Source organism: Streptomyces sp. ASQP_92, assembly GCF_025399895.1.
Lineage (GTDB): Bacteria > Actinomycetota > Actinomycetes > Streptomycetales > Streptomycetaceae > Streptomyces.
On sequence record NZ_JAODUA010000013.1, the window covers coordinates 114157 to 136630 of the forward strand.

Sequence of the window (22474 nt, forward strand, 5' to 3'; positions counted from 1 at the left end):
CCGCACCGCCGGGCACCCGCCGGGCGCCCTCCGGGCCGCCGACGTGGCGCGATCGCGCACGACGTATGGACGCACCGTGGGCGGAGTGGAAAGCTCGAATTATCGCGGGCGTCGCAGATGCCGCCTCCGCACGCGGAGTCCGCGTGTCCGCGCCCCTCACGACCTCACCGCGCACGAAACCGGGAGGAACGGACATGGGCGACAGGACCAACGCACACCCCGGAGCCGCCGGCAGGGCCCCAACGGCCGACCACCCCGCATCCCTGCGGAATGTGGTGCTGGTCGGCCACAGCGGATCCGGCAAGACCACACTGGTGGAGGCGCTCGCGCTGGCGGCGGGGGCCGTCACCCGCGCGGGCCGGGTCGAGGACGGCGCCACCGTCTCCGACTACGACGAGATCGAACACCGCCAGCAGCGTTCCGTACAGCTCTCGCTGGTGCCGGTCGCATGGGGCGGGTTCAAGATCAACGTCCTGGACACCCCCGGATACGCCGACTTCGTCGGGGAGCTCAGGGCCGGTCTGCGAGCGGCGGACGCGGCCCTCTTCGTGGTCTCGGCCGCCGACGGCGTGGACGGCTCGACCCGGATGGTCTGGGAGGAGTGCGCGGCCGTCGGGATGCCGAGGGCCATCGTGATCACGCACCTGGAGGCGGCCCGCGCCGACTTCGACGCCATGACCGCGATCTGTGCCGAGGCGTTCGGCGGCGACGACCCCGACGCGGTGCTCCCGCTCTACCTGCCCGTGCACGGCACACCGGGCGCCGACGGCCACGCCCCGGTGACCGGTCTGATCGGGCTGCTCTCGCAGCGGGTCTTCGACTACGAGTCCGGCGAACGCAAGGAGACCCAGCCGGACGCGGCCCAGCTTCCGCTGATCGAGGAGGCCCGCAACCGGCTCATCGAGGGGATCATCGCGGAGAGCGAGGACGAGACCCTGATGGACCGCTACCTGGGCGGCGAGGAGATCGACTTCTCGACCCTGGTGGCGGACCTGGAGCGGGCGGTCGCCCGCGGCACCTTCCACCCCGTCCTCGCCGCGGCACCGGCTGCCGAGGGCGCCCGGCAGGGCCTCGGCACGGTCGAGCTGCTCGAACTCGTCACCGGCGGCTTCCCCTCCCCGCTGGAGCGGGCGGCCCCCGAACTCACCACCCCCGAGGGCAAGCCGCGCCCGGCCCCCGCATGCGCGGTCGACGGTCCCCTGGTGGCCGAGGTGATCAAGACGTCCTCCGACCCGTACGTGGGCCGGATCAGCCTGGTGCGGGTCTTCTCCGGCACCCTGCGCCCGGACGAGACAGTGCACGTGTCCGGCCACGGGTTGGCGGACCGCGGCCACCAGGACCACGACGTGGACGAGCGCGTCGGCGCCCTGTCGTCGCCGTTCGGCAAGCAGCAGCGCCCGCTCACCCGGTGTGTGGCGGGAGATCTGGCGTGCGTGGCGAAGCTGTCCCGGGCCGAGACCGGCGACACCCTGTCCTCGAAGGACGACCCCCTCCTGATGTCCCCCTGGGACATGCCCGACCCGCTGCTCCCGCTGGCCATCGAGGCCCACAGCAAGGCCGACGAGGACAAGCTCTCGCAGGGCCTGGCCCGTCTTGTGGCCGAGGACCCGACGATGCGGCTCGAACAGAATCCGGCCACCCACCAGTTGGTCCTGTGGTGCCTGGGCGAGGCCCACAAGGAGGTCGCCCAGGAGCGGCTGCGCGGCAGGTACGGCGTCCAGGTCGACGTCGTCCCGCACAAGGTGTCGCTGCGGGAGACCTTCGGCGCGAAGGCGGCCGGGCGCGGCCGGCACGTCAAACAGTCCGGCGGACACGGACAGTTCGCGATCTGCGAGATCGAAGTGGAGCCGCTGCCGCCGGGCAGCGGCATCGAGTTCGTGGACAAGGTGGTGGGCGGCTCCGTGCCCCGGCAGTTCATCCCCTCGGTCGAGAAGGGCGTACGGGCCCAGGCGGCCAAGGGCGTGGCCGCGGGCCATCCGCTCGTCGACGTGCGGGTCACGCTGGTGGACGGCAAGGCGCACTCGGTGGACTCCTCCGACGCCGCCTTCCAGACCGCGGGCGCGCTCGCGCTGCGCGAGGCGGCCGGCGAGGCCCGCATCGACCTGCTGGAACCGGTCGCCGAGGTCCAGGTGCTGGTCGCCGACGACTACGTGGGCCCGGTGATGAGCGATCTGTCCGGGCGCCGGGGCCGGGTGGTCGGCACCGAGCAGTCCAGTGGCGGCCGCACCCTGGTGCGGGCCGAGGTGCCGGAGCTCGAGATCGGCCGGTACGCCCTCGACCTCAGGTCGCTCTCGCACGGCACCGGACGCTTCAGCCGCAGGTACGCGCGGCACGAGCCGATGCCGCCTCAGCTGGCCGACAAAATGCGCGAACAGGCCGAAGAGGGACGGTAATTGACAGATCCTCAGCAATCCGCTCGCCGCACCGGCCGCGCGGCGGGCGGCATTGCGATGTCCCCTGACGGGCGGGCCGTGTCCCCGATACGCTGGGGTGCCAGTTCAGCAGGTGTGCGGGGCACGGTAGTCGGGAACAGGCCGCAGAGCGACGGTGTGCGGCGATGGGGGCGGCAGTGACGACGGAAGAGCCATTCTTCGACTTCTTGCCCAGGCCGCAGGTGCCGCTCCAGGGCGGCGCGGGCCAGACGGCGGCGACCCAGGCACTCGCCTCGGCCGCGTACCGGGACAGCCCGGTCCAGGACATACTCAAGGCCAACAGCGAGTGGCACGAGTCCACGGTCACCAAGGGCAGGCTCTCGCTGCTCGAACCCAACCTCGGCGAGGCGTTCGCGCGCGCCGTGCAGTCCCGGATGCTCGGCGCCACCCGCAAGGGCATCATCCAGTCCTTCGGCACCGAGCCGGGCACCATCGTCGAGCACTGCCTGGCCTCGATCCGCATCCGCAAGGAGCGGGACACCAAACTCACCCTGGTCATGGCCGTCTTCGGGCTGCTCTTCCTGCCCGGGATGCTGCTCTGGCTCGGCCTGTTCCAGTTGCGCCGCACGCTGGCGGGGGCCAAGGACCGGCGGGCCGGAGCTCTCGGTACGATCCTGCTCGGGGCGGCCGGGGTGCTCGCCGTGATCTTCCTGATCAAGCTGCCGTTCCACGGCGTGCTCGGGCTCTATCTGCGCGCCATGATCGTGGCCCCGATCATCGGCTGGTACTGGGCGAAGGTCATCTGCGAGAAGACCGCGCGCGATCTGCGCTCGCGCTGGGACAGCCTGCTCGGCGGCGGAGGGGTCGGCGCCAAGATCCCCGAGGCGGTGCCCAAGAGCGCGGCGGCCGGCTCCGCGGAACAACTGCGCCAGTCGCTGGTCAAGCTGGCCGCGGAGGACCAGAGCAACATCGTCTTCTACGCGGGCCCCAAGGGCATACTCGGCATGGGCACCCGCTGGGGCAGTTGGCAGCTCGCGGAGGAGCTGGAGCCCAAGGAGCCCGGCAAGGAGATCCACGGCTTCCGCAGCTGGGACGTGATACGCGCCATCCAGGACCGCCTCCAGCTCCTGGAGCGCGGCCCCCTGCACACCGGCGGCTTCCCCACCCCCTCCATCAGGAACTGGGTGGTCTCGCCGATCGGCGAGGGCGCCAAGGAGGTGTCACGCCCCGGCGGCCAGGACATCGACAACTTCCAGGTGCGCCAGCACGAGATACAGCGCATCTGCAACGAGCAGCAGTTCTCCAGCGGCAACCGGCACTACCTCGGCATCCAGTTCACGCTCTGGGACGGCCAGTTGGTCATCACCATGATGGTCACCGTCACCGTGCTGCACGAGACGCTGAGGATCGAGGTCACCGGGCACGCGCTCGGCCCGGTGCACGCCCTGTTCACCACCAAGCCCGCGCCCAAGACCAAGGAGGTCGACAAGGCCTTCAAGTTCTGGGAGAAGAAGACGGTCCAGTTGCCGCTGGTGGACGCCTCCGAGGTGGTACGCCTGGCCGCACGCGCCCCGCTGACCTGGTTCCCGCCGCTGCTCGACCACCTGGGCGGGCGGATAGCGCTGCCGGAGCCGTTCGGGCTGCGGCACGCCTGGGCGGACAAGCCCTGGCGCCACCGCTTCATGGCCGACGACGCGATGCGTGCCGCGACGCCGGTCCTTCGGGTGGTGCACTCCGCCGCCATGAAGGTGCTGGACGAGCACGGAGTGAACACCGACCGCTTCACCAACCGCTCGATGATCCTCAGCGGTCTGGTGCAGGACCCGGCGCCGCGGAAGGCGGACGTGTACGACGCGTAGGGCTCAGCGCGGCCAGGCGTCGGCCAGCATCGCGCGGGTGTCCGCGAGGAGTTGGGGCAGCACCTTGGTGTGGCCGACGACCGGCATGAAGTTGGTGTCGCCGCCCCAGCGCGGCACGATGTGCTGATGCAGGTGGGCGGCGATCCCGGCGCCGGCCACCGAGCCCTGGTTCATGCCGATGTTGAACCCGTGCGCCCCCGAGGCGGAGCGCAGGGCGGTCATCGCCTGCTTGGTGAGCTCGGCGAGCTCCAGCGTCTCGGACTCGTCCAGCTCCGTGTAGTCGGCGACGTGGCGGTAGGGCACGACCATCAGGTGCCCGCCGTTGTACGGGTAGAGGTTGAGCACCGCGTACACGTGCTCGCCCCGCTTGATGATCAGCCCGTCCTCGTCCGACTTCGCCGGAAGGGAGCAGAACGGACATCCGTCGCCGGACTCCGGCCCCGTCGGCTTGTTCTCGCCCTGGATATAGGCCATCCGGTGGGGCGTCCACAGGCGCTGGAACGCGTCCTGCGTCCCCACTCCGATCTGCTGCTCCGGCTCAGTCGTCATGATGTGCAGCATATGACTTGGACGGCCGTGGGCGTCGCCCGGGTGGCCGATGACGCAACGCCCGAGGTCCCCGGGAAGACGGGCTTCCCGGGGACCTCGGACCCCGTATACGGGCGGGGAGGGCTCAGACCTGCACGCGACGCTCCACCACGTCCACGAGCTTGGCCAGCGCCTCGTCGCGCGGGATGCCGTTCTCCTGCGAGCCGTCGCGGTAGCGGAAGGAGACGGTGCCCGCGGCCATGTCCTCGTCACCGACGATGATCATGAAGGGGACCTTCTGCTTCTGCTGGTTGCGGATCTTCTTTTGCATCCGGTCCGACGACGCGTCCACGTCGACCCGCAGCCCCTTCTTCTTCGCCTCGGCGGCGAACTCCCGCAGGTAGGGGATGTGGGCGTCGCCGATCGGGATGCCGACGGCCTGGACCGGGGCCAGCCACGCCGGGAAGGCACCCGCGTAGTGCTCCAGAAGGACCGCGAAGAACCGCTCGATGGAGCCGAACAGGGCGCGGTGGATCATGACCGGCTGCTGCTTGGTGCCGTCCGAGCCGGTGTATTCGAGGCCGAACCGCTCGGGCTGGTTGAAGTCGACCTGGATGGTCGACATCTGCCAGGACCGCCCGATCGCGTCCCGCGCCTGCACCGAGATCTTCGGCCCGTAGAAGGCGGCGCCGCCCGGGTCCGGGACGAGCGGGAGGTTCTGCTTCTCGGCCGCCAGGCGCAGCGCCTCGGTGGCCTCCTCCCAGGCCTCGTCGGTGCCGATGAACTTGTCCGACTCCGGGTCGCGGGTGGACAGTTCCAGCTCGAAGTCGTCCAGGCCGTAGTCGCGCAGCAGGTCCAGCACGAAGGTCAGGAGCGAGTCGAGCTCCTGGGGCATCTGCTCCTTGGTGCAGTAGATGTGCGAGTCGTCCTGGGTGAAGCCCCGCGCACGGGTCAGGCCGTGCACCACGCCCGACTTCTCGTAGCGGTAGACCGTGCCGAACTCGAAGAGCCGCAGCGGCAGTTCGCGGTAGGAGCGGCCGCGCGCCTTGAAGATCAGGTTGTGCATGGGGCAGTTCATCGCCTTGAGGCGGTAGTTCTGCCCGTCGAACTCGACCGGCGGGAACATGCCGTCGCCGTAGTGCGGCAGGTGCCCCGAGGTGACGAAGAGCTCTTCCTTGGAGATGTGCGGGGTGTTCACGAACTCGTAGTCCGCGTCCTCGTGCTTCTGGCGCGAGTACGCCTCCATCTCCCGCCGGACGATGCCGCCCTTGGGGTGGAAGACCGCGAGGCCGGAGCCCAGCTCCTCGGGGATGGAGAACAGGTCGAGCTCGGCGCCGAGCTTGCGGTGGTCGCGCTTCTCGGCCTCGGCGAGGAATTCGAGGTGGGCCTTGAGCTCTTCCTTGGTCGGCCAGGCGGTGCCGTAGATGCGCTGGAGCATCGGGTTCTTCTCGCTGCCGCGCCAGTAGGCGCCGCCGGAGCGCATCAGCTTGAACGCCGGGATGTTCCGCGTGGTCGGCAGGTGCGGGCCGCGGCAGAGGTCCTTCCAGCACAGCTCGCCGGTCTTGGCGTCGAGGTTGTCGTAGATGGTGAGCTCGCCGGAGCCGACCTCGGCGTCCGCGCCGTCGGCGGCCTGGGCCGCGTTGCCCTTCAGGCCGATGAGCTCCAGCTTGTACGGCTCGTCGGCGAGCTCGACGCGGGCGGCCTCGTCGGTGGTGACGCGGCGCGAGAAGCGCTGGCCCCGCTTCTGGATCTCCTGCATCTTCTTCTCGATGGCCTTGAGGTCCTCGGGCGTGAACGGCTTCTCGACGTCGAAGTCGTAGTAGAAGCCGTCACGGACCGGCGGGCCGATGCCGAGCTTCGCCTCGGGGTGGAGCTCCTGCACGGCCTGGGCCATGACGTGCGCGGTGGAGTGGCGCAGGATGTTCAGGCCGTCCTCGGAGGAGATCTCGACGGGCTCGACCTCCTCGCCGTCCCGCACCTCGTACGCGAGGTCCTTCAGCTCACCGGCCACGCGGGCCGCGACGACGGTGCGCTCACCGGCGAAGAGCTCGGCCGCCGTAGTGCCCGTCGTCACCACGCGCTCTTCCCGCTCGGAATCGCGTTGGATGATCACACGGACGTCTGACACCGGACTTCTCCTGCCGTAGGGGGGCGCGCAGCGCGTGTCGCGTACGCGGGACGATCCTACCGAGCCGGTGGGCCGTGCCGCGAAACGGTTATGGCCCCCTCAGCCGTCCGCCGGGTCCGGTTCCGCTCCGCAGGCCTCCTCGAAGAAGTCGAGGTTCTCCTGGAGCGACTTCATCAGCCGGTCCCGCTCGGCGTCGTCGACCTGTACGGGGGTGACCTCGCCCGCGCCGGACAGCCGCCGGAAGGCGCCCCTGCTCTCCAGGCGTCCCGCGACCCGGATCGGAAGCCCGACCAGATGGGCGTGCCCGGCGATGCGGTACGCCTCCTCGTCCAGCTCGACGCGTACGTACGGGATCTCGGCGCCCGCCAGCACCCGCAGCCGTACGACGCCGGGGCCGCGCGGCGCCGAGCGGCGCAGCCGCACCACGGCGCCGGTGATCCGCACCGGCATGGAGGGCTCGGCGCCCAGGTAGCGGGTGCCGGCGGCGCGCAGGGCCGGCAGGTCGCCGGGTGAGAAGTCGACGGGTTCGGGCCGGGCCGCGCATCCGGCGGGCACCCCGGCCGCGGGCGACCAGGCGAGGGCGATCCGCACGCCTTCGGTGCCGTGCACCAGGGCGACGACGGACTCGGTCAGCTCCCGGCTGACGCCCGCGCGTACGGCCGCGTCGAAGGCCTCCATGCCCCCGGTGGTGCGCTGGTAGTCGACGGCGTCGCGCACCGCGTTGAGGCCCGCGTAGAGCCGGACCACCGCGGGCCGCCCGGAGGCCGTCGGCACGAAGGCGGTGAGCCCGCCGCCGGTTCCGGGCTCGACCAGGACGCCTTCCAGAGAGGCGAGGGCCGGCCCGCGGTGGCGGGCCCCGTGGTACCCGGCGGCTGCGCGCACGGCGAGCGCGCCGGCGAGCAGCATCCGGTGGGCCGCGTCGCGCAGGCGTTCCTGCTCGCTCCAGGAGGCGGTGCCGGCCGGCCCTTCGGGCACCTCGCGCCACCAGCGCACCTCGTCGCTGGGCACCGCGAGCGAGACCAGCACCTCGCGGGCGGAGGGCGCGGCGCTGCGGGCGAGCGCGGTGAGGGCCTCGCCGAGCAGGTCGTCGCTGTCGGGGAAGGCCCTGCTCTCGGGGACCAGCAGGCTGGTGCCGGACCCGGCCGGACCGGGCGGCGTCCAGCGGGCATAGTGGCCGGGCGCTCCCCCGCGACGGCGCCAGCCATGCCGGTGGAGCAGCGCCCCGAGCACCGCTGGGTCGATGGGGCCGGGAACCGGCGGGCTCCCGCCGGGTTCGTCGTCGAGCCGACGCATCAGGGCCTCCCTCCCACCCCGACCCGCGTCATGATCTCGCAGAGCGCGCGGTCGTCGAAGATCCGCGAGGTCGGTACGCGCACCGTGGTCCTGCGCCGGCCGGTCACCGGGTGTCCGGCCAGATTGATCCAGTAGCAGCAGTGCCGAAGGGCCAGGCGGTCGTGGCCCGCGCGCAGCCACTCGTCCCGGCTCCTGGGCGCCAGCATCACGACCAGGATCTTGTGCACCGACACCGGCGTGCGGGCCAGCTTCACCAGGTGGTCGTTGTCCAGCGTGAAGGAGAAGGTCCCGCCCGGCGGACGCGGCGGGATCTGGTAGGTGCACTTGAGCTGCACCTTGATCGTCACTTCGTCGTCGACCGTGTGGCCGGGGGCGCTGTGACTCACGTGCCAGTCGATTCCGTTGTCGGGGAAGGGCTGCGACAGCGAGCACCCCGCCGCTGCCGCCACCGCGTGCAGGTAACCCACCTGAAGGGTCTCCATGCAGGCGGTGGTGGCGAGCGAGCCGCGCAGCGGTGCGATCCGCTCGGGCAGCAGACCGTGCCCGGGCGCGGCCGGATCGGGCTGCGCGAGCGCCATGGCTGTCGTAGGCCTTCCGGAACTGTGCCGAACTTTTCCGTGACGGCCCGTCACATCCCGTACCCGTCACCTGTGTTGTCTCCGAACTCGGGGCCCCGCAAACGGCGTATGCCGCAAACGGCCCGGGTATCACGGAATCGGGCAGGGGATGCACGCCATCTGCCGCGAGTACGCGAGGAGTTGAGTAGACATGACGTGCTGGTACGAGGGCCCCCTGGCGGCATTCGACACGGAGACGACCGGGGTGGACGTCGAGGGCGACCGGATAGTGGCGGCCGCGCTGGTGGTCCAGGACGGGCCGGGGGCGCGGCCCCGGTCGACGCGCTGGCTGGTGAACCCGGGGGTGCCCGTCCCCGCGGGCGCGACCGCCGTCCACGGGCTGACCGATGAGCACCTCCAGCTGAACGGGCGCTGGCCGGCCCCCGTGATGGACGAGATAGCCAAGGGCCTGGCCGAGCAGTGCATGGCGGGCCGGCCGCTGGTCATCATGAACGCCCCGTTCGATCTGACGCTCCTGGACCGGGAGTTGAAGCGCCATCGCGCCGCCCCGCTCGCCCACTACCTGGGCCAGAACCCGCTGCGGGTGCTCGATCCCCGGGTCCTGGACAAGCACCTGGACCGCTATCGCAAGGGCCGTCGCACCCTCGCCGACCTGTGCGAGCACTACGGCGTGACGCTGGAGGGGGCGCACGACGCGTCCGCCGACGCGCTGGCCGCCCTGGAGGTCGTCCGGGCGGTGGGGCGCAGGTTCGCGGCCCGCCTGGAGCGGCTGACGCCGACCGAGTTGCACACCCTCCAGGCGACCTGGCACGCGGCGCAGGCGCGCGGTCTCCAGGCCTGGTTCACCCGGCAGGGCACGCCGGAAGTGGTGGACACGGCGTGGCCGCTGCGGCCCGAACTCCCGGCGGCGGCCTGAGCGTTGACAGCAAGAAGGCCGGCCCGTCGATGACGGACCGGCCTTTCCCGGTGGGCGATACTGGGTTCGAACCAGTGACCTCTTCGGTGTGAACGAAGCGCTCTCCCACTGAGCTAATCGCCCGGGAACGCACCGAACAATACAGGCCCCCGGGCCCAGCTTTCAAACCGCCCGCCGGTCATCCGGCCGGCGCCCCCCGACGGCGCGCCCGGTGGGGCTTTCTTCGTCGAGCCGGCGCCGCAGCCCGCGCAGGCCGGACCTCATCATCAGGGCGTGGTTGGCGCGGAACACCGGCCGGCCGGGCACCGCGAGCCGTCGCATGAGGGGCTTGCGCACCTCGACGGCCTGCTCGTAGACGGCCCGCGTTCCGCCGCGGTGCCCGAACAGCGTCCAGCGCGCCCAGCCTTCGAGGTCACCGCTCAGCGCGGCCTCCAGGACGAGCCCGGCGGGGTCGCGCCGGCTCTCGCGGGCGGTGACACACAGGTCGTACGGGACGAGGGAGCGGAAGCGGGTGGTGGCGGTGCGCTCGTCGACGCGGTGCACCTCGCGGACCTCGCGCCACCAGCGCGGGTACTCCTCGACGCGCTCCAGGACGGCGTACACGGCGCCGGGCGGCGACGCCAGGTCCCAGACGCTGCGGAAGCGGTAGCGGCACCAGTCCATGCCCCCAGTCTGCGCGCCGGGGCGGGTGGCGAAACGGGTGGCGGCCGGGAACGCCGAAGGCCCCGGAGATCGAGGTGATCTCCGGGGCCTTCGGTCCGGGGTGGGCGATACTGGGTTCGAACCAGTGACCTCTTCGGTGTGAACGAAGCGCTCTCCCACTGAGCTAATCGCCCGGGCGCACCGCAAACATTACCGCATGTCAGCGGGGCCTTTGACCAGGTGCGGTCACTCGTTGATCTTCCACGGCATCACGAAGCCGAACTTCCAGACGTAGATCGCGACGAGCACGGCGACGATCACCAGGCCGACCGTGGTCAAGATGATGTTGCGCCGCCGCACCTTGGGGTCCAGCGCCTTCTGCGCGGCCTCGGTGACCTTGCGCTTGGTCCAGCGCAGCACGAGCTGGGCCCAGACGAATTCGGTCGCCCAGATCGCCATGCCGCCGAAGATCACCAGCCAGCCGGGGCCCGGCAGCGGCAGCATCACGACGCCTGCCGCCACGACCGCGAGACCCACCACGAAAACGCCGACCTGCCAGCTCAGATGCAGCGGCCTGGACGCCTTGATGAACTTCGGCGCCCGCGAGCCGAGAGCCACGTCGCCCTGTTCGTCACTCCCCGTATCCATGCCTCCCAACCTACCGGAAGGGTGTCTCGAAAGGGGTTCACCGAAATGGACCTATAACCCAAAGTAATAGTCCGCCGTACGAGCTACGTGAACCCCTGCAAAACGGTCAGAGGGGTTTACAACGGCACCGTAGGTGGCATGTCGATTTCGCCGACGTGCGAATCCCCGAGCGCACACTGAGCGAAAGGCCCTGGCGCTTATGAACACCACGGTCAGCTGCGAGCTGCACCTGCGCCTCGTTGTGTCGAGCGAGTCCTCACTGCCTGTACCCGCGGGCCTGCGGTATGACACGGCCGATCCCTATGCCGTGCACGCCACCTTCCACACCGGAGCCGAGGAGACCGTCGAGTGGGTATTCGCCCGCGACCTCCTCGCCGAGGGCCTGCACCGGCCCACCGGAACCGGCGACGTCAGAGTCTGGCCGTCACGTAGTCACGGCCAGGGCGTCGTCTGTATCGCCCTGAGCTCGCCGGAAGGAGAAGCCCTGCTCGAAGCCCCGGCGCGGGCCCTGGAGTCGTTCCTGAAGCGGACCGACGCCGCGGTGCCGCCCGGCACCGAGCACCGTCACTTCGATCTCGACACGGAACTCTCACACATCCTGGCCGAGAACAACTGAGGTCAGGCCGAGAGCCGCACGGCGCCGTCCGACTCGGGGCGACGGCGCCGCGCGGACAACCACATAGCGGCACGCACCGGTGCCGTCCCCCATGAAAGCCGTCATGGGGGACGGCACCGGTGCGTGCCGGGCACGAGCCGCTAGAGTCGGCCAGCACCGACGGGCGCCCGCCCGCGGCAGGCCAGGGAGCGAATCGTGCTGATCCCTCACGACACCCGGATCGCCCTCGACATGGTGGTCGATCTGGTGAACACCGCGCCGGAGAGCGAGCCGACCGACCGCCTCGCGGACGTGGACGCGCTGTACGGCTTCGTCCAGGACCACAGCGTCAGCGGTGTGGAGCGGCTCTCCGCCGGTGACCTCCTGGGCGTCCAGGGCGTGCGGAGCAGGTTCGCCGAGATCTTCGCGGCGCCCGACGCCCGCACCGCCGCCGAGCTCGTCAACCAGCTCGTAGCGGCCGCCGGCACCACCCCCCAGCTCACCGACCACGACGGCTACGACTGGCATGTGCACTACTTCGCGCCGGGCGCCTCGGTCGCCGACCACCTGGCCGCCGACGGCGGCATGGCGCTCGCCTTCATCGTCGTCACCGGCGAACAGGAACGCCTTCGCCGGTGCGAGGCCCCGGAGTGCGGGCGGGCCTTCGTGGACCTCTCCCGCAACCGCTCCCGCCGCTACTGCTCCAGCCGCACCTGCGGAAACCGGCTGCACGTGGCGGCGTACCGGGCCCGGCGCAAGGAAGCCGCGGGCTGATCCCGGACCCCCTCTCCCCCGGCGCCGGACCGCTCAGAGCAGGAACAGATCGTGCACGGCCGCCATGAGGAGCAGGCACCCGATCACCCCCAGGAAGATCATCAGGGGCGGCTGGGAGAGCGCGAAGAGACAGCCCCGTGCCTGCGGGTCGGGCGCGCTCGGCTTGTCGGTCGGTGCAGGGGTGGAGCCCTGGGAAGTGTCCAGCATCTCCGGGCGATGATGACCCAGCCGCACCGCATGGGTATACCAACACGCCCATAAGCAGAGGGAGTTCGCCCGAACTCGTAGCGCGTACGGGGACGGACACGCTAGATTTCCGCGCCCTCGGGCTGCCGTGCTCCGGCTCGCGGTCGCCCGGCCGGCCCGGACGGGCGACCGGGGCCCTCAGATGCCGTGTTTCTTCAGGATGGCCTCGATGTCGCTGAAGTCCTCGCTCGCGGCGGGCTCGGCCCGCGCCGTCGGCTGCGCGGCCGGCGCCCGGCCGGCGCCGAGCGAGGGGGCCGAGGCGGTCGGGGCCACCGCGCCCCGCTGGGCGCCGGCCGCGGCGGCCTTGCGCTCCTTGCGGGTGCCGCCGCCGCGCCGCTCGACGGCCCGGGTCGTCAGGAACAGCAGCCACGCGACCCCGAGCAGGCCGAAGCCCAGCCACACGCTCGGTTTGAAGACGATCCCCGACACCCACGCCACGACCCCGGTCATGACGAGACCGACCGGGACCAGCGCATAGGCGGCGATGCGCGTGGCCGCGAGGAAACGCCTGCGGTACGCCGTGACGGCAGCGATGCCCAGTCCGGCCGCGGACACGGCGGAGCAGACGGTCTCGGCTAGCATCCGGTTCCTCCAGGCATGGGGGGTATGGCTTCTTCCATCCTGCACCGGAACCCGCCCCTCGGGCCACGCTCCGCCGCGACCTCAGGGAGATCTCCGGGGCGGCATCCTCCCCAGGTCCCGGTTGCTGGAAGACTGGTCCCATGAGCGACACCACCCCCTCCAGCACCGCCGGCCCCGTCGTCCTCGACGTGTGGTGCGAGCTGCAGTGCCCCGACTGCCGTACCGCCCTCGACGACATCCGCGCCCTGCGCGCCCGCTTCGGCGACCGGATGGACATCCGGCTGCGGCACTTCCCGCTGGAGAAGCACCAGCACGCCTTCGCCGCGGCCCAGGCCTCGGAGGAGGCCTTCGAGCAGGGCCGGGGCTGGCCGTACGTGGAGGCGGTGCTCGCCGGCACCGAGCGCCTCGCCGCCCAGGGCGAGTCCTTCCTGGTGGAGGTCGCGGCCGAACTCGGCCTGGACGCCGAGGAGTTCGAGACCGCTCTCATCGACGGCCGGCACATCCTGATCGTCGACGCCGATCAGGCCGAGGGCAAGGCGATCGGCGTGACCGGAACGCCGACGTACGTCATCGGCGACGAGCGCCTGGACGGCGGCAAGAGCCAGGAGGGTCTGCGCGAGCGCATCGAGGAGATCGCGGAGCGCCTGCTCGCCGCCTAGCTCAGAGCAGGCGCTTGTACTGGTGGAAGAGGGTGGGCCGGTACCCGAGCGACTCGTACAGGCGCAGCGCCGGGGTGTTGTCCGCGAAGACGTGCAGCCCGATCGTGTCCATCCCGTCGGCCAGCGCCACCCGCTCCGCCAGCAGCATCAGCGAGCGGCCGTGACCCCGGCCCCGGTGCTCCTCGGCGACGTTGACGTCGAAGACGTACGCGCCGTCCCCGGGGGCCGGCGCCCTGGCGACCCATACGGTGCCGACCGCGCTCCCCCGCTCTTCGAGGACCAAAAAGCGCGCCCCCGCGGTGGCGAGCCCTTCCGGCATCAACGCGCGGTGTTCCGCGGCGGAGCGCTCCCGGGCCTGCGCCTCGGGCACGCCCCGCTCGGTCCAGCTCCGCGCGTAGCTCTCCACCTCCGCGCGCTCCCAGCGCTCGAACTCCTCCGCCGTCATCGCCCGCCCGGTCACGGTGGGCGCCAACTCGGGCGCGGCTGACGGGAGTTGCTTGACCATGTTGCGGCTGCCCTCCAGGTATCCGAGGGCGCGCGCCATGCGCAGCGCCGCGTCCGCGTCGGCCGGAACGGAGAGGCGGACCTGTTCGCAGCCCCAGCCGCGCAGCACCTCCTCGGCGGCGAGCGCGGCGACGGTGCCGCGCCCGCGGCCACGGTCGGGCCGGTCGATGTGGAGCTCCTCGATCCGGCCCATGGCGGCCCCGAACCGCCCATCGGTGGTGATCTTGATCCGTCCGACGCGTCGGCTGTTCACACACACGTCGTACATACGCGACTTGGCGCCGTCGGCGCCCTGCTGAAGCGGCTCGGTCGGCCGAATGGTGGTGGTCATCAAGGCCGTTGTACCTGCCGGGGCGCCGTCCGTCACCAGCTTTACGGGTCCAGATCCGATCCGGCCCGCTCGTCGAAGATCCGCATGGCCTTGACCGTGACGGGCCCGGGCGCGGCGGCCAACTGCCGTCCGTCCACGCGGTGTACGGCCTGCACATCGCGCAGCGTGGAGGTCAGGAAGATCTCCTCGGCGCTCTCCAGGACGTCGAGCGGCAGCTCGGTCTCGTGGGCACCGGTCCACTCGACGGTCAGGGCGCGGGTGATCCCGCCGAGGCAGCCGGAGGCGAGCGGCGGGGTGTGCAGCCGGCCGTCGACGACCACGAAGACGTTGGTGCCGGTGCCCTCGCAGAGGTGCCCCGCGGTGTTGGCGAAGAGGGCCTCCGAAGCACCCGCTTCATGAGCCTTGGCGAGGGCGACGACGTTCTCGGCGTACGACGTGGTCTTCAGGCCCGCGACCGCGCTGTGCTCGTTGCGGGTCCACGGGACGGTGATCACAGCCGTGGTGTCGGGCCTGCGGGCGGTCTCGCCGATCGCGACGACCAGGGTGGGCCCGGTGGCTCCCCGCTCGGAACCGAGGGGGGAGAGCCCGCCGGTGTAGGTGATCCGCAGCCGGCCGAGCGGCATGGGATTGGCCTCGACGACGGCCGCGCAGGCGCGCCGCACCTCGTCGAGGTCCGGATCGGCCAGGCCGAGTCCCCGGGCCGAGCGGGTCAGCCGCTCCAGATGGCGGGTGAGCGCGAACAGCCTCCCGCCGGTCGCTTTGACCGTCTCGAAGACACCGTCGCCCACGGTGAGCCCGTGGTCGAGGACGGACACCCGCGCGGCGTCGGCGTCGCGCAGAGCGCCATTGACCCAGATCTGCATTTACCCGGTCCTTCCACTGTGCCCGCTGTGGGCACCCGCGCCCGACGCTACCGTCAGCAGGCGCGACGCCTTCAGCTCGGTCTCCTCCCACTCCCGCTCCGGGTCCGAACCCCAGGTGATGCCCGCCCCGGTGCCGAAGCGCAGTACCCCGCGCGGCCGGTCCACCCAGAAGGTACGTATCCCTACGGCGAGCTCGGCGGTGCCCCGGTCGGCGTCGACCCAGCCGATGCCGCCGCAGTAGGGGCCGCGGGGCGCGGTCTCCAGGGCTTCGATGATCCGCAGAGCGCTGGTCTTCGGCGCACCGGTGACCGAGCCCGGCGGGAACGTGGCCCTCAGCAGATCGCGCCAGCCCGCGCCCGCGCGCAGCTCTCCGCGCACGGTGGAGACCAGGTGGACCAGGCCGGGGTGCTCCTCGACGGCGCACAGCTCGGGCACGGTCACCGAGCCCGTGGCGCAGACCTGCCCCAGGTCGTTGCGGACGAGGTCCACGATCATCACGTTCTCGGCGTGGTCCTTCTCCAGAAGGTCCTCGGCGGTCCGCCCGGTCCCCTTGATGGGGCCCGACTCGATCACCCGACCGGTGCGCCGCAGAAACAGTTCGGGCGAGGCGGTCGCGATCTCGACCCCGTGCGCGGGCAGCCGAATCGTTCCGGCATAGGGCGCCGGGTTGCCTCGGGCCAGCAGCGCGGTGAGCGCGTCGACGTCGGCCGCCGCCGGGTCGGGCAGCGGCGCGGTCAGCACCCGGCAGAGGTTCGCCTGATAGACCTCGCCGGCCGCGATGTGCTCGCGGATGCGGCGCACTCCGGCCGTGTACGCGGCCCGGTCGAGGGAGGACGTCCAGTCCTCGGCGGCGGGCCCGCGCCAGGCCCCGGGCACCGGTTCGGGGACCGGTCGCGTACGGACGTCCGCGAAGCGGGCGCAGACGAGACGGCCCTCGAAGTCGGCGGAGACGGCCCAGAAGCCGGTGGAGTCGAGAGCCTCGGGATCACTGGTGACATCACGCAGGTCCGAAGCGACAAGGCGGCCGAAACGGGCCAGCGGAGCGAGGTCGTGCACGCAGACGAGTCTAGGGCCGGTGCAGGTGGGGTGCCCCGGAGTGACCTGGAGACGAACAGGCGACCGCCCCCTGACCGGGGTCCGGACCGGGTGCAGGGCAGCACGCTGCACAAACGCGTTTTTGTGCTGGCCCGGGAATCCGCTAGAGTTCAACACGTCGCCGGGACGCGCAAGCGAAACGGAAACGACAAGCGGACGTGGCTCAGTTGGTAGAGCATCACCTTGCCAAGGTGAGGGTCGCGAGTTCGAATCTCGTCGTCCGCTCGATGTGGGGGATCTTCCCGAACCCCATATGCACTCCTGGTGGAGTGGCCGAGAGGCGAGGCAACGGCCTGCAAAGCCGTCTACACGGGTTCAAATCCCGTCTCCACCTCCAAGCGCGATTAGCTCAGCGGGAGAGCGCTTCCCTGACACGGAAGAGGTCACTGGTTCAATCCCAGTATCGCGCACGCAGTAACACGAAGTAACCGGCCCCGGTAGGTTGGGGGGCCGTCCCGCGCGATTAGCTCAGCGGGAGAGCGCTTCCCTGACACGGAAGAGGTCACTGGTTCAATCCCAGTATCGCGCACGCAGTAACACGAAGTAACCGATCCCGGTAGGTCTGGGGATCGTCCCGCGCGATTAGCTCAGCGGGAGAGCGCTTCCCTGACACGGAAGAGGTCACTGGTTCAATCCCAGTATCGCGCACCACCCGGAACCCCCGGCCTTCTCCAAGGCCGGGGGTTCCGCCGTTCCCGGCGCTGTACGGCGGCTCTGCCGGGCGGGCCCGCATGAGGGGCGCCTGCGAGGGGCCTGCGCGAGGGGCCCGTAGGTCAACTCGCTTGCGGGGAAGGCCGGTTGGGCCGGGGCTCGGCGAGTCCGGTCGGCGTCCGGGAGAGCGGGCAGGGAAGCGGGCGGGACGCGGGGACGCGGGCGGGACGGCGGGCGGGACGCGGGGAAGCGGGCGGGACAGCGGGCGGGCATGCAAAAGGCGTTGCCCGATCGGCTCCCCAGCCGATCGGGCAACGCCTTCTACTGCCGTCCGCCGCACCCCCGTCCCCACGGGGCTGAAAAGAGGCCGGATGTCCCGACCCGGTCCGCTCTACCGGGTCCGGAGCGCCGCTCAGCGCCCCAACATCACGCCCACGGACGACGCCTGTGTGACCACCGCGTCCCAGCCACCGAAGACGACGACGAGCAGGGCGGCCAGGGGAAGGACCATGGCCGTCGCCACCAAGGGGTGGCGCGGGCCGGAGCTGCGGGCACCGAACGCCGCGCTGTACGCCCTGCGTCCCCGCGTGCGGATGATCGTCCGCGCAGCCGTGTCCGCCATGGTCCTCTCCTGTTCGCTCATCGGTCGGTTCGCCGATCGCGCCGCGTCGCATGCGTTGGTACTTCGCCTGCGCGGGTTCGGCGGTTGCGCTGGTCTGCCGGTTGTCGGTTTGCAGCGGCGGGCGTCTGACCTCGGGGGACGAGTGCATCACCCGCCGCTTGACTTCAACACTAGGGATCCTCGCGGCGCCGGACGTCATGCCCTCGTACCGATCCCCGGGCCTCCCAGGGGATGAGCCGTCGCCCCGCGCCTACTCCCCAGGGTGGAGACGGACCCCCTACGCCTTGGGGTCTTCCCGGAGGGGGCGGCCCTGCGCCCGGGCCTCGGCCTCCCCCACGTCCTGCCTCGGGACGGGCTGCTCCACCAGGGCGAGCACCCGGGTGGCCATGAAGCGGGCGGTGCGCACGACAGTGCCGCTGCGGGTGACTTCGCTCACTTCCACCACCCCGCGCCGGACCGCCGTCTCCACCCTGCGACCCGCCCGGCTTGCCACCACTTCGTACGTCCGGGTCGTGTCTCCCGCGTCCACCACTATCTCCACGCGGTCACCCTTCATAGATCCAAACCCCCTTCTGCGACGGACCGTTGAGATCTCGCACGGGGCAGCGGCCATGGATCCGCGGCCTGCTGACCACTCCTCAAGTTTCCCACCGGGCACTGACAATCGCTCGGGCCGCGAGGGCGCGGCCTATGAGCACACCGGGCGACGGGTACGTAAGCTGTGCCCGTCAACAGGACTGGCAGCGGGGATGAAAATGGCGATGATGCGGCTCCGGCGCGAGGACCCGCGTGTCGTCGGCTCGTTCAGGCTCCACCGGCGGCTCGGCGCGGGCGGCATGGGGGTCGTGTACCTCGGGTCCGACCGGCGCGGACAGCGGGTGGCCCTGAAGGTGATCCGGCCCGATCTCGCCGAGGACCAGGAGTTCCGGTCCCGGTTCGCCCGTGAGGTCTCGGCCGCGCGCCGGATCCGGGGCGGTTGCACGGCCCGCCTCGTGGCGGCCGACCTCGAGGCCGAGCGGCCCTGGTTCGCTACGCAGTACGTACCCGGGCCCTCCCTGCACGACAAGGTCGCGGAGGAGGGGCCGCTCGCGGCCGCCGACGCCGCCGCGATCGGGGCCGCGCTGTCGGAGGGGCTCGTGGCGGTGCACGAGGCCGGTGTCGTCCACCGCGACCTCAAGCCGTCCAACATCCTGCTGTCTCCGAAGGGGCCCAGGATCATCGACTTCGGCATCGCGTGGGCCACGGGTGCCTCGACGCTGACCCACGTCGGCACCGCGGTCGGCTCCCCCGGCTTCCTCGCGCCCGAGCAGGTACGCGGGGCGGCCGTCACCCCGGCCACCGACGTCTTCTCGCTGGGCGCGACGCTGGCGTACGCCGCGATGGGTGACTCGCCCTTCGGGCACGGCAGTTCCGAGGTGATGCTCTACCGCGTGGTGCACGAGGAGGCTCAGCTGCGCGGTGTTCCTGACGCGCTGGCGCCGCTCGTACGGGCCTGCCTGGCGAAGGATCCGGAAGAGCGTCCCAGCACGCTTCAGCTCTCGATGCGGCTCAAGGAGATCGCGGCGCGGGAGGCGCAGGGGGGGTTGCACGGGCAGGGGGCGGAGGGGCGGCCGCCGGCCCAGCGTGAGCGGGTGGAGGTCGATCGGCTCGATCGGGCTGAGCGGCTTGAGCGGTTGGAGCGGCCTACGGGGCGGCTCGATGACCGTACGCAGCGGTACACCGAGGCCGGTCGGGATCGGGGTACCGGGGCGTCGGCCTCCCGTCCGGAGGGGCGGGGTGGTTCCGTGCCCCGTACGGGGGGTTCGCGTACGGGGGGGTCGGCTACGGGCGGGGCACGTCCGGGGAGCTCGCGTACGGGGGGTTCGCGTGGCACCGGCTCGCGGCCCGGGCGGCCGGGCACCCGGACCGGGGCGCGCACGTCGGGCGGAGGGCTGCGGCCCGCCAACCCGCGGCTGCTGCGGCAGCGGCTTACCGTGTTCGTGCTGGTGACGTTGATCGTGTTGCTCGGGATTGCTGCGGTCAAGCAGTTCTGAGGGTTCTGGTGGGTTGCGGGGGGCCCGCTGGTGGTTCGGCTGCGGGTTGTGTGGGGTTGCTCGCGCAGTTCCTCGCGCCCCTATAGGGCGTGCTGCTCGGCGGGGCCGTGTAGCCGGGCTCTGCTTCCCCGGGGCGGGGCGGGTGTTCGGGTGCGGATCGTGCGGGGTGCTCGCGCAGTTCCCCGCGCCCCTCAAGGGCATGCGGCTCGGCGGGGCCGTGTAGCCGGGCTCTGCTTCCCCGGGGCGGGTGTTCGGGTGCGTGCCGTGGTTGGTTGCTCGCGCAGTTCCTCGCGCCCCTCAAGGGCACGTCCTCGCCCGGGGGGTCAGGGGGTTGGGGTGCCTGTTGCTACGGCGTAGAAGGCCACTGCCGCTGCCGCTCCCACGTTCAGGGAGTCGACCCCGTGGGCCATCGGGATGCGGACCCACTCGTCGGCCGCCACCAGGGCCTGGGTCGAGAGGCCGTCGCCCTCGGCGCCCAGCATCAGGGCCACCTTGTCGAGCTGGTGGGGGGCCGCCTCCTCGATGCTGGAGGCCTTTTCGTCGGGGGTCAGGGCCAGCAGGCGGTAGCCGGCGCCGCGGACCGTCTCCAGGCCCTTGGGCCACGACTCCAGACGGGCGTACGGGACGGAGAAGACCGCGCCCATCGACACCTTCACCGAGCGCCGGTACAGGGGGTCCGCGCAGTCCGGGGACAGCAGGACCGCGTCCATGCCCAGGGCCGCCGCGCTGCGGAAGATCGCGCCGATGTTGGTGTGGTCGTTGACCGCCTCCATCACCACCACCCGGCGCGCGGCGGCCAGGAGCTCGTCCGAGGCCGGAAGCGGCTTGCGCTGCATCGAGGCGAGCGCGCCCCGGTGCACGTGGTAGCCGGTGACGCGTTCGGCCAGGTCCGGGCTGACCGCGTACACCGGCGCCGGGAGCTCGTCGATGACGTCCCTCATGACGTCGACCCACTTGGCCGAGAGCAGCATCGAGCGCATCTCGTAGCCGGCGTCCTTGGCCCGTCTGATGACCTTCTCGCCCTCGGCGATGAAGAGGCCTTCGGCGGGCTCGCGGCGGCGCCGCAGCTCCACGTCGGTCAGGCCCGTGTAGTCGCGCAGTCGCGGGTCGTCGGGGTCGGTGACGGTGATGAGATCGGCCACAGGGTGATACTGCCTTGTCCTGGGTGGGGTGCCAACGGCTGGGACGGAGATCCGGCGCCGGTGGTCGTGGGTGGGGATGCCCGCCCCTGGGCGCTCATGGGCGGGCGTACGCGGCGCTACGGGCGGGGGTTCACCGCGACGACGTCACCGATGACGATGACCGCCGGAGGCTTGACCGCCTCGGCCCTGACGACCTCGCCGACCGTTCCCAGGGTGGCGTCCACGCGGCGCTGGGCGGCGGTGGTGCCCTCCTGGACGAGGGCGACCGGGGTGGACGGGTTCTTGCCGTGGGCGACGAGGGCTCCGGCGATCGCGCCGATCTTGTCGACGCCCATCAGGATCACCAGGGTGCCGCGCAGTTGGGCCAGCGACTTCCAGTCGACGAGTGAGCGCTCGTCGTCCGGGGCCACATGGCCGCTGACCACGGTGAACTCGTGCGCCACCCCCCGGTGGGTGACCGGGATGCCGGCCGCGCCCGGCACCGAGATGGAGCTGGAGATGCCGGGCACCACCGTGCAGGCGATGCCGGCCTCGGCGAGCGCCTGGAGTTCCTCCATGCCGCGCCCGAAGACGTAGGGGTCGCCGCCCTTGAGCCGCACGACCGCCTTGCCCGCCTTGGCGTGCTCGATCAGCGCGTTGTTGATGGCCTCCTGCGCCATGAACCGCCCGTAGGGGATCTTCGCGGCGTCGATGACCTCGACGTGCGGGGGGAGTTCGTCGAGCAGGTCGCGGGGGCCGAGCCGGTCGGCGATGACGACGTCCGCCTCGGCCAGCAGCCTGCGGCCGCGCACGGTGATCAGGTCCGGGTCGCCGGGGCCGCCGCCGACCAGGGCGACACCGGGGGTGCGGGTGCGCTGCTGCGGGGCGACCAGGGTGCCGTCGCGCAGGCCCTCGACGACGGCGTCGCGGATGGCGGCGGAGCGCCGCGGGTCGGGGGTGTCCGTGGTGAGCACGGCGACGGTGACGCCCTCGGAGCGGCCGGTGGCCGGGGTCCAGGCGGTGGCGGCGGTCGCGTCGTCGGAGCGTACGCACCAGACGCGGAAGCGCTCGGCCTCGGCCGAGATGCGCGCGTTGGCCTCGGCGTCGGCGGTGGCGACCAGGGCGTACCAGGCGTCCGCGAGGTCGCCGTCGGCGAAGCGGCGGCGCTCCCAGCGGATCTCGCCGGCGTCCGCCATCGCCTCGACGGAGGGGGTGGCGCTCGGGGAGACCAGGGTGACGTCGGCTCCGGCGGCGATGAGGGCCGGCAGCCGGCGCTGGGCGACCTGGCCGCCGCCGACGACGACGACGCGGCGGCCGGTGAGGCGAAGGCCTACGGGGTACGCGGGGTGTTCGACCATGGCGGCGGTGCTCCTCGGGCGGAGTGACGTGCGGTGAGCCGCTGCGGCGGTGAAGCGGCTGGTGGGAGGGGGTACG

Annotated in this window: 22 protein-coding genes and 7 tRNA genes; 12 read left to right on the forward strand and 17 right to left on the reverse strand. The window is 71.7% G+C overall.

What is annotated here, in order from left to right:
- Positions 1-194 precede the first annotated feature (194 nt).
- Together N4G70_RS24990 and N4G70_RS24995 are read left to right on the forward strand one after the other, a co-directional pair.
- The gene (locus N4G70_RS24990; protein ID WP_261714961.1) at positions 195-2393 is read left to right on the forward strand and encodes an elongation factor G-like protein EF-G2; all 2199 of its coding nucleotides are present in this window, start codon (positions 195-197) and stop codon (positions 2391-2393) included.
- Between the two features lie 164 nt (positions 2394-2557).
- On the forward strand, positions 2558-4231 hold the full coding sequence (locus N4G70_RS24995) for a hypothetical protein (RefSeq protein ID WP_261714962.1): 1674 nt from the start codon (positions 2558-2560) through the stop codon (positions 4229-4231).
- Between the two features lie 3 nt (positions 4232-4234).
- Here N4G70_RS24995 and N4G70_RS25000 read toward each other — a convergent pair whose 3' ends face one another.
- From N4G70_RS25000 to N4G70_RS25015, 4 genes are all read right to left on the reverse strand, one after another.
- The gene (locus tag N4G70_RS25000) at positions 4235-4792 is read right to left on the reverse strand and encodes an HIT domain-containing protein (protein ID WP_261714963.1); all 558 of its coding nucleotides are present in this window, start codon (positions 4790-4792) and stop codon (positions 4235-4237) included.
- Positions 4793-4904: 112 nt separating this feature from the next.
- Entirely contained in the window at positions 4905-6887 is a 1983-nt protein-coding gene (gene thrS, locus N4G70_RS25005) for a threonine--tRNA ligase (RefSeq protein WP_261714964.1), read from the reverse strand.
- Positions 6888-6986: 99 nt separating this feature from the next.
- Complete coding sequence (locus tag N4G70_RS25010; RefSeq protein ID WP_261714965.1) at positions 6987-8180, reverse strand: hypothetical protein; 1194 nt, start codon at positions 8178-8180, stop codon at positions 6987-6989.
- Positions 8180-8758 carry a DUF4365 domain-containing protein gene (locus N4G70_RS25015; protein ID WP_261714966.1) on the reverse strand — a complete coding sequence of 193 codons (579 nt, stop codon included), beginning with the start codon at positions 8756-8758 and terminating at the stop codon, positions 8180-8182. The genes N4G70_RS25010 and N4G70_RS25015 overlap by 1 nt, the downstream gene beginning before the upstream one ends.
- A 190-nt stretch (positions 8759-8948) precedes the next feature.
- Between N4G70_RS25015 and N4G70_RS25020 the strand changes: the two genes are divergently transcribed.
- Positions 8949-9674: a 3'-5' exonuclease gene (locus N4G70_RS25020; RefSeq protein ID WP_261714967.1), complete on the forward strand. Its 726-nt coding sequence runs from the start codon at positions 8949-8951 to the stop codon at positions 9672-9674.
- Positions 9675-9725: 51 nt separating this feature from the next.
- Here the strand turns inward: N4G70_RS25020 and N4G70_RS25025 are convergent.
- From N4G70_RS25025 to N4G70_RS25040, 4 genes are all read right to left on the reverse strand, one after another.
- Positions 9726-9797: transfer RNA gene (locus N4G70_RS25025), tRNA-Val, on the reverse strand.
- Positions 9798-9836: 39 nt separating this feature from the next.
- Positions 9837-10337, reverse strand: a complete 501-nt coding sequence (locus tag N4G70_RS25030) for an SRPBCC family protein (protein ID WP_261714968.1) — start codon at positions 10335-10337, stop codon at positions 9837-9839.
- Between the two features lie 101 nt (positions 10338-10438).
- A tRNA-Val gene (locus tag N4G70_RS25035) sits at positions 10439-10510 on the reverse strand.
- A gap of 52 nt (positions 10511-10562) precedes the next feature.
- The gene (locus tag N4G70_RS25040; protein ID WP_261714969.1) at positions 10563-10964 is read right to left on the reverse strand and encodes a TIGR02611 family protein; all 402 of its coding nucleotides are present in this window, start codon (positions 10962-10964) and stop codon (positions 10563-10565) included.
- Between the two features lie 199 nt (positions 10965-11163).
- Here N4G70_RS25040 and N4G70_RS25045 point away from each other — a divergent pair, with 199 nt between their 5' ends.
- Positions 11164-11580 carry an SsgA family sporulation/cell division regulator gene (locus tag N4G70_RS25045; RefSeq protein ID WP_053723613.1) on the forward strand — a complete coding sequence of 139 codons (417 nt, stop codon included), beginning with the start codon at positions 11164-11166 and terminating at the stop codon, positions 11578-11580.
- Positions 11581-11775: 195 nt separating this feature from the next.
- Entirely contained in the window at positions 11776-12333 is a 558-nt protein-coding gene (locus tag N4G70_RS25050; protein ID WP_261714970.1) for a CGNR zinc finger domain-containing protein, read from the forward strand.
- Between the two features lie 33 nt (positions 12334-12366).
- Here N4G70_RS25050 and N4G70_RS25055 read toward each other — a convergent pair whose 3' ends face one another.
- Together N4G70_RS25055 and N4G70_RS25060 are read right to left on the reverse strand one after the other, a co-directional pair.
- Positions 12367-12540, reverse strand: coding sequence for a hypothetical protein (locus N4G70_RS25055; RefSeq protein WP_162952646.1), 174 nt, complete (start codon positions 12538-12540; stop codon positions 12367-12369).
- A 177-nt stretch (positions 12541-12717) separates the two neighbouring features.
- Positions 12718-13161 (reverse strand): hypothetical protein, encoded by a 444-nt coding sequence (locus N4G70_RS25060; RefSeq protein ID WP_261714971.1) that lies wholly within the window; start codon positions 13159-13161, stop codon positions 12718-12720.
- A gap of 140 nt (positions 13162-13301) precedes the next feature.
- On the opposite strand from N4G70_RS25060, the gene N4G70_RS25065 reads away from it, so the two are divergent.
- The gene (locus N4G70_RS25065; protein ID WP_261714972.1) at positions 13302-13820 is read left to right on the forward strand and encodes a DsbA family protein; all 519 of its coding nucleotides are present in this window, start codon (positions 13302-13304) and stop codon (positions 13818-13820) included.
- 1 nt (position 13821) lies between these two features.
- Here the strand turns inward: N4G70_RS25065 and N4G70_RS25070 are convergent, their stop codons facing one another.
- The 3 genes from N4G70_RS25070 to N4G70_RS25080 are packed head-to-tail and all read right to left on the reverse strand — an operon-like array spanning position 13822 to position 16574.
- On the reverse strand, positions 13822-14655 hold the full coding sequence (locus N4G70_RS25070; RefSeq protein ID WP_261714973.1) for a GNAT family N-acetyltransferase: 834 nt from the start codon (positions 14653-14655) through the stop codon (positions 13822-13824).
- A 41-nt stretch (positions 14656-14696) separates the two neighbouring features.
- Positions 14697-15518 (reverse strand): aminotransferase class IV, encoded by an 822-nt coding sequence (locus N4G70_RS25075; RefSeq protein ID WP_261714974.1) that lies wholly within the window; start codon positions 15516-15518, stop codon positions 14697-14699.
- Entirely contained in the window at positions 15519-16574 is a 1056-nt protein-coding gene (locus tag N4G70_RS25080) for a chorismate-binding protein (RefSeq protein ID WP_261714975.1), read from the reverse strand.
- A gap of 191 nt (positions 16575-16765) precedes the next feature.
- Here N4G70_RS25080 and N4G70_RS25085 point away from each other — a divergent pair.
- From N4G70_RS25085 to N4G70_RS25105, 5 genes are all read left to right on the forward strand, one after another.
- A tRNA-Gly gene (locus tag N4G70_RS25085) sits at positions 16766-16838 on the forward strand.
- 38 nt (positions 16839-16876) lie between these two features.
- Positions 16877-16950, forward strand: a tRNA-Cys gene (locus N4G70_RS25090).
- Between the two features lies 1 nt (position 16951).
- Positions 16952-17023: transfer RNA gene (locus N4G70_RS25095), tRNA-Val, on the forward strand.
- Between the two features lie 47 nt (positions 17024-17070).
- A tRNA-Val gene (locus tag N4G70_RS25100) sits at positions 17071-17142 on the forward strand.
- Between the two features lie 47 nt (positions 17143-17189).
- A tRNA-Val gene (locus N4G70_RS25105) sits at positions 17190-17264 on the forward strand.
- Positions 17265-17676: 412 nt separating this feature from the next.
- Here N4G70_RS25105 and N4G70_RS25110 read toward each other — a convergent pair.
- Both N4G70_RS25110 and N4G70_RS25115 read right to left on the reverse strand, forming a co-directional pair.
- Complete coding sequence (locus tag N4G70_RS25110; protein ID WP_120728447.1) at positions 17677-17886, reverse strand: hypothetical protein; 210 nt, start codon at positions 17884-17886, stop codon at positions 17677-17679.
- A gap of 277 nt (positions 17887-18163) precedes the next feature.
- Positions 18164-18442 (reverse strand): hypothetical protein, encoded by a 279-nt coding sequence (locus N4G70_RS25115; protein ID WP_261714976.1) that lies wholly within the window; start codon positions 18440-18442, stop codon positions 18164-18166.
- 193 nt (positions 18443-18635) lie between these two features.
- Between N4G70_RS25115 and N4G70_RS25120 the strand changes: the two genes are divergently transcribed.
- A complete protein-coding gene (locus tag N4G70_RS25120; protein WP_399036745.1) occupies positions 18636-19919 on the forward strand; it encodes a protein kinase domain-containing protein in 1284 nt (427 codons plus the stop codon).
- 323 nt (positions 19920-20242) lie between these two features.
- Here N4G70_RS25120 and N4G70_RS25125 read toward each other — a convergent pair whose 3' ends face one another.
- Entirely contained in the window at positions 20243-21061 is an 819-nt protein-coding gene (locus N4G70_RS25125; protein WP_261714977.1) for an RNA methyltransferase, read from the reverse strand.
- A 116-nt stretch (positions 21062-21177) separates the two neighbouring features.
- Complete coding sequence (gene cobA / locus N4G70_RS25130; protein ID WP_261714978.1) at positions 21178-22398, reverse strand: uroporphyrinogen-III C-methyltransferase; 1221 nt, start codon at positions 22396-22398, stop codon at positions 21178-21180.
- Positions 22399-22474 lie beyond the last annotated feature (76 nt).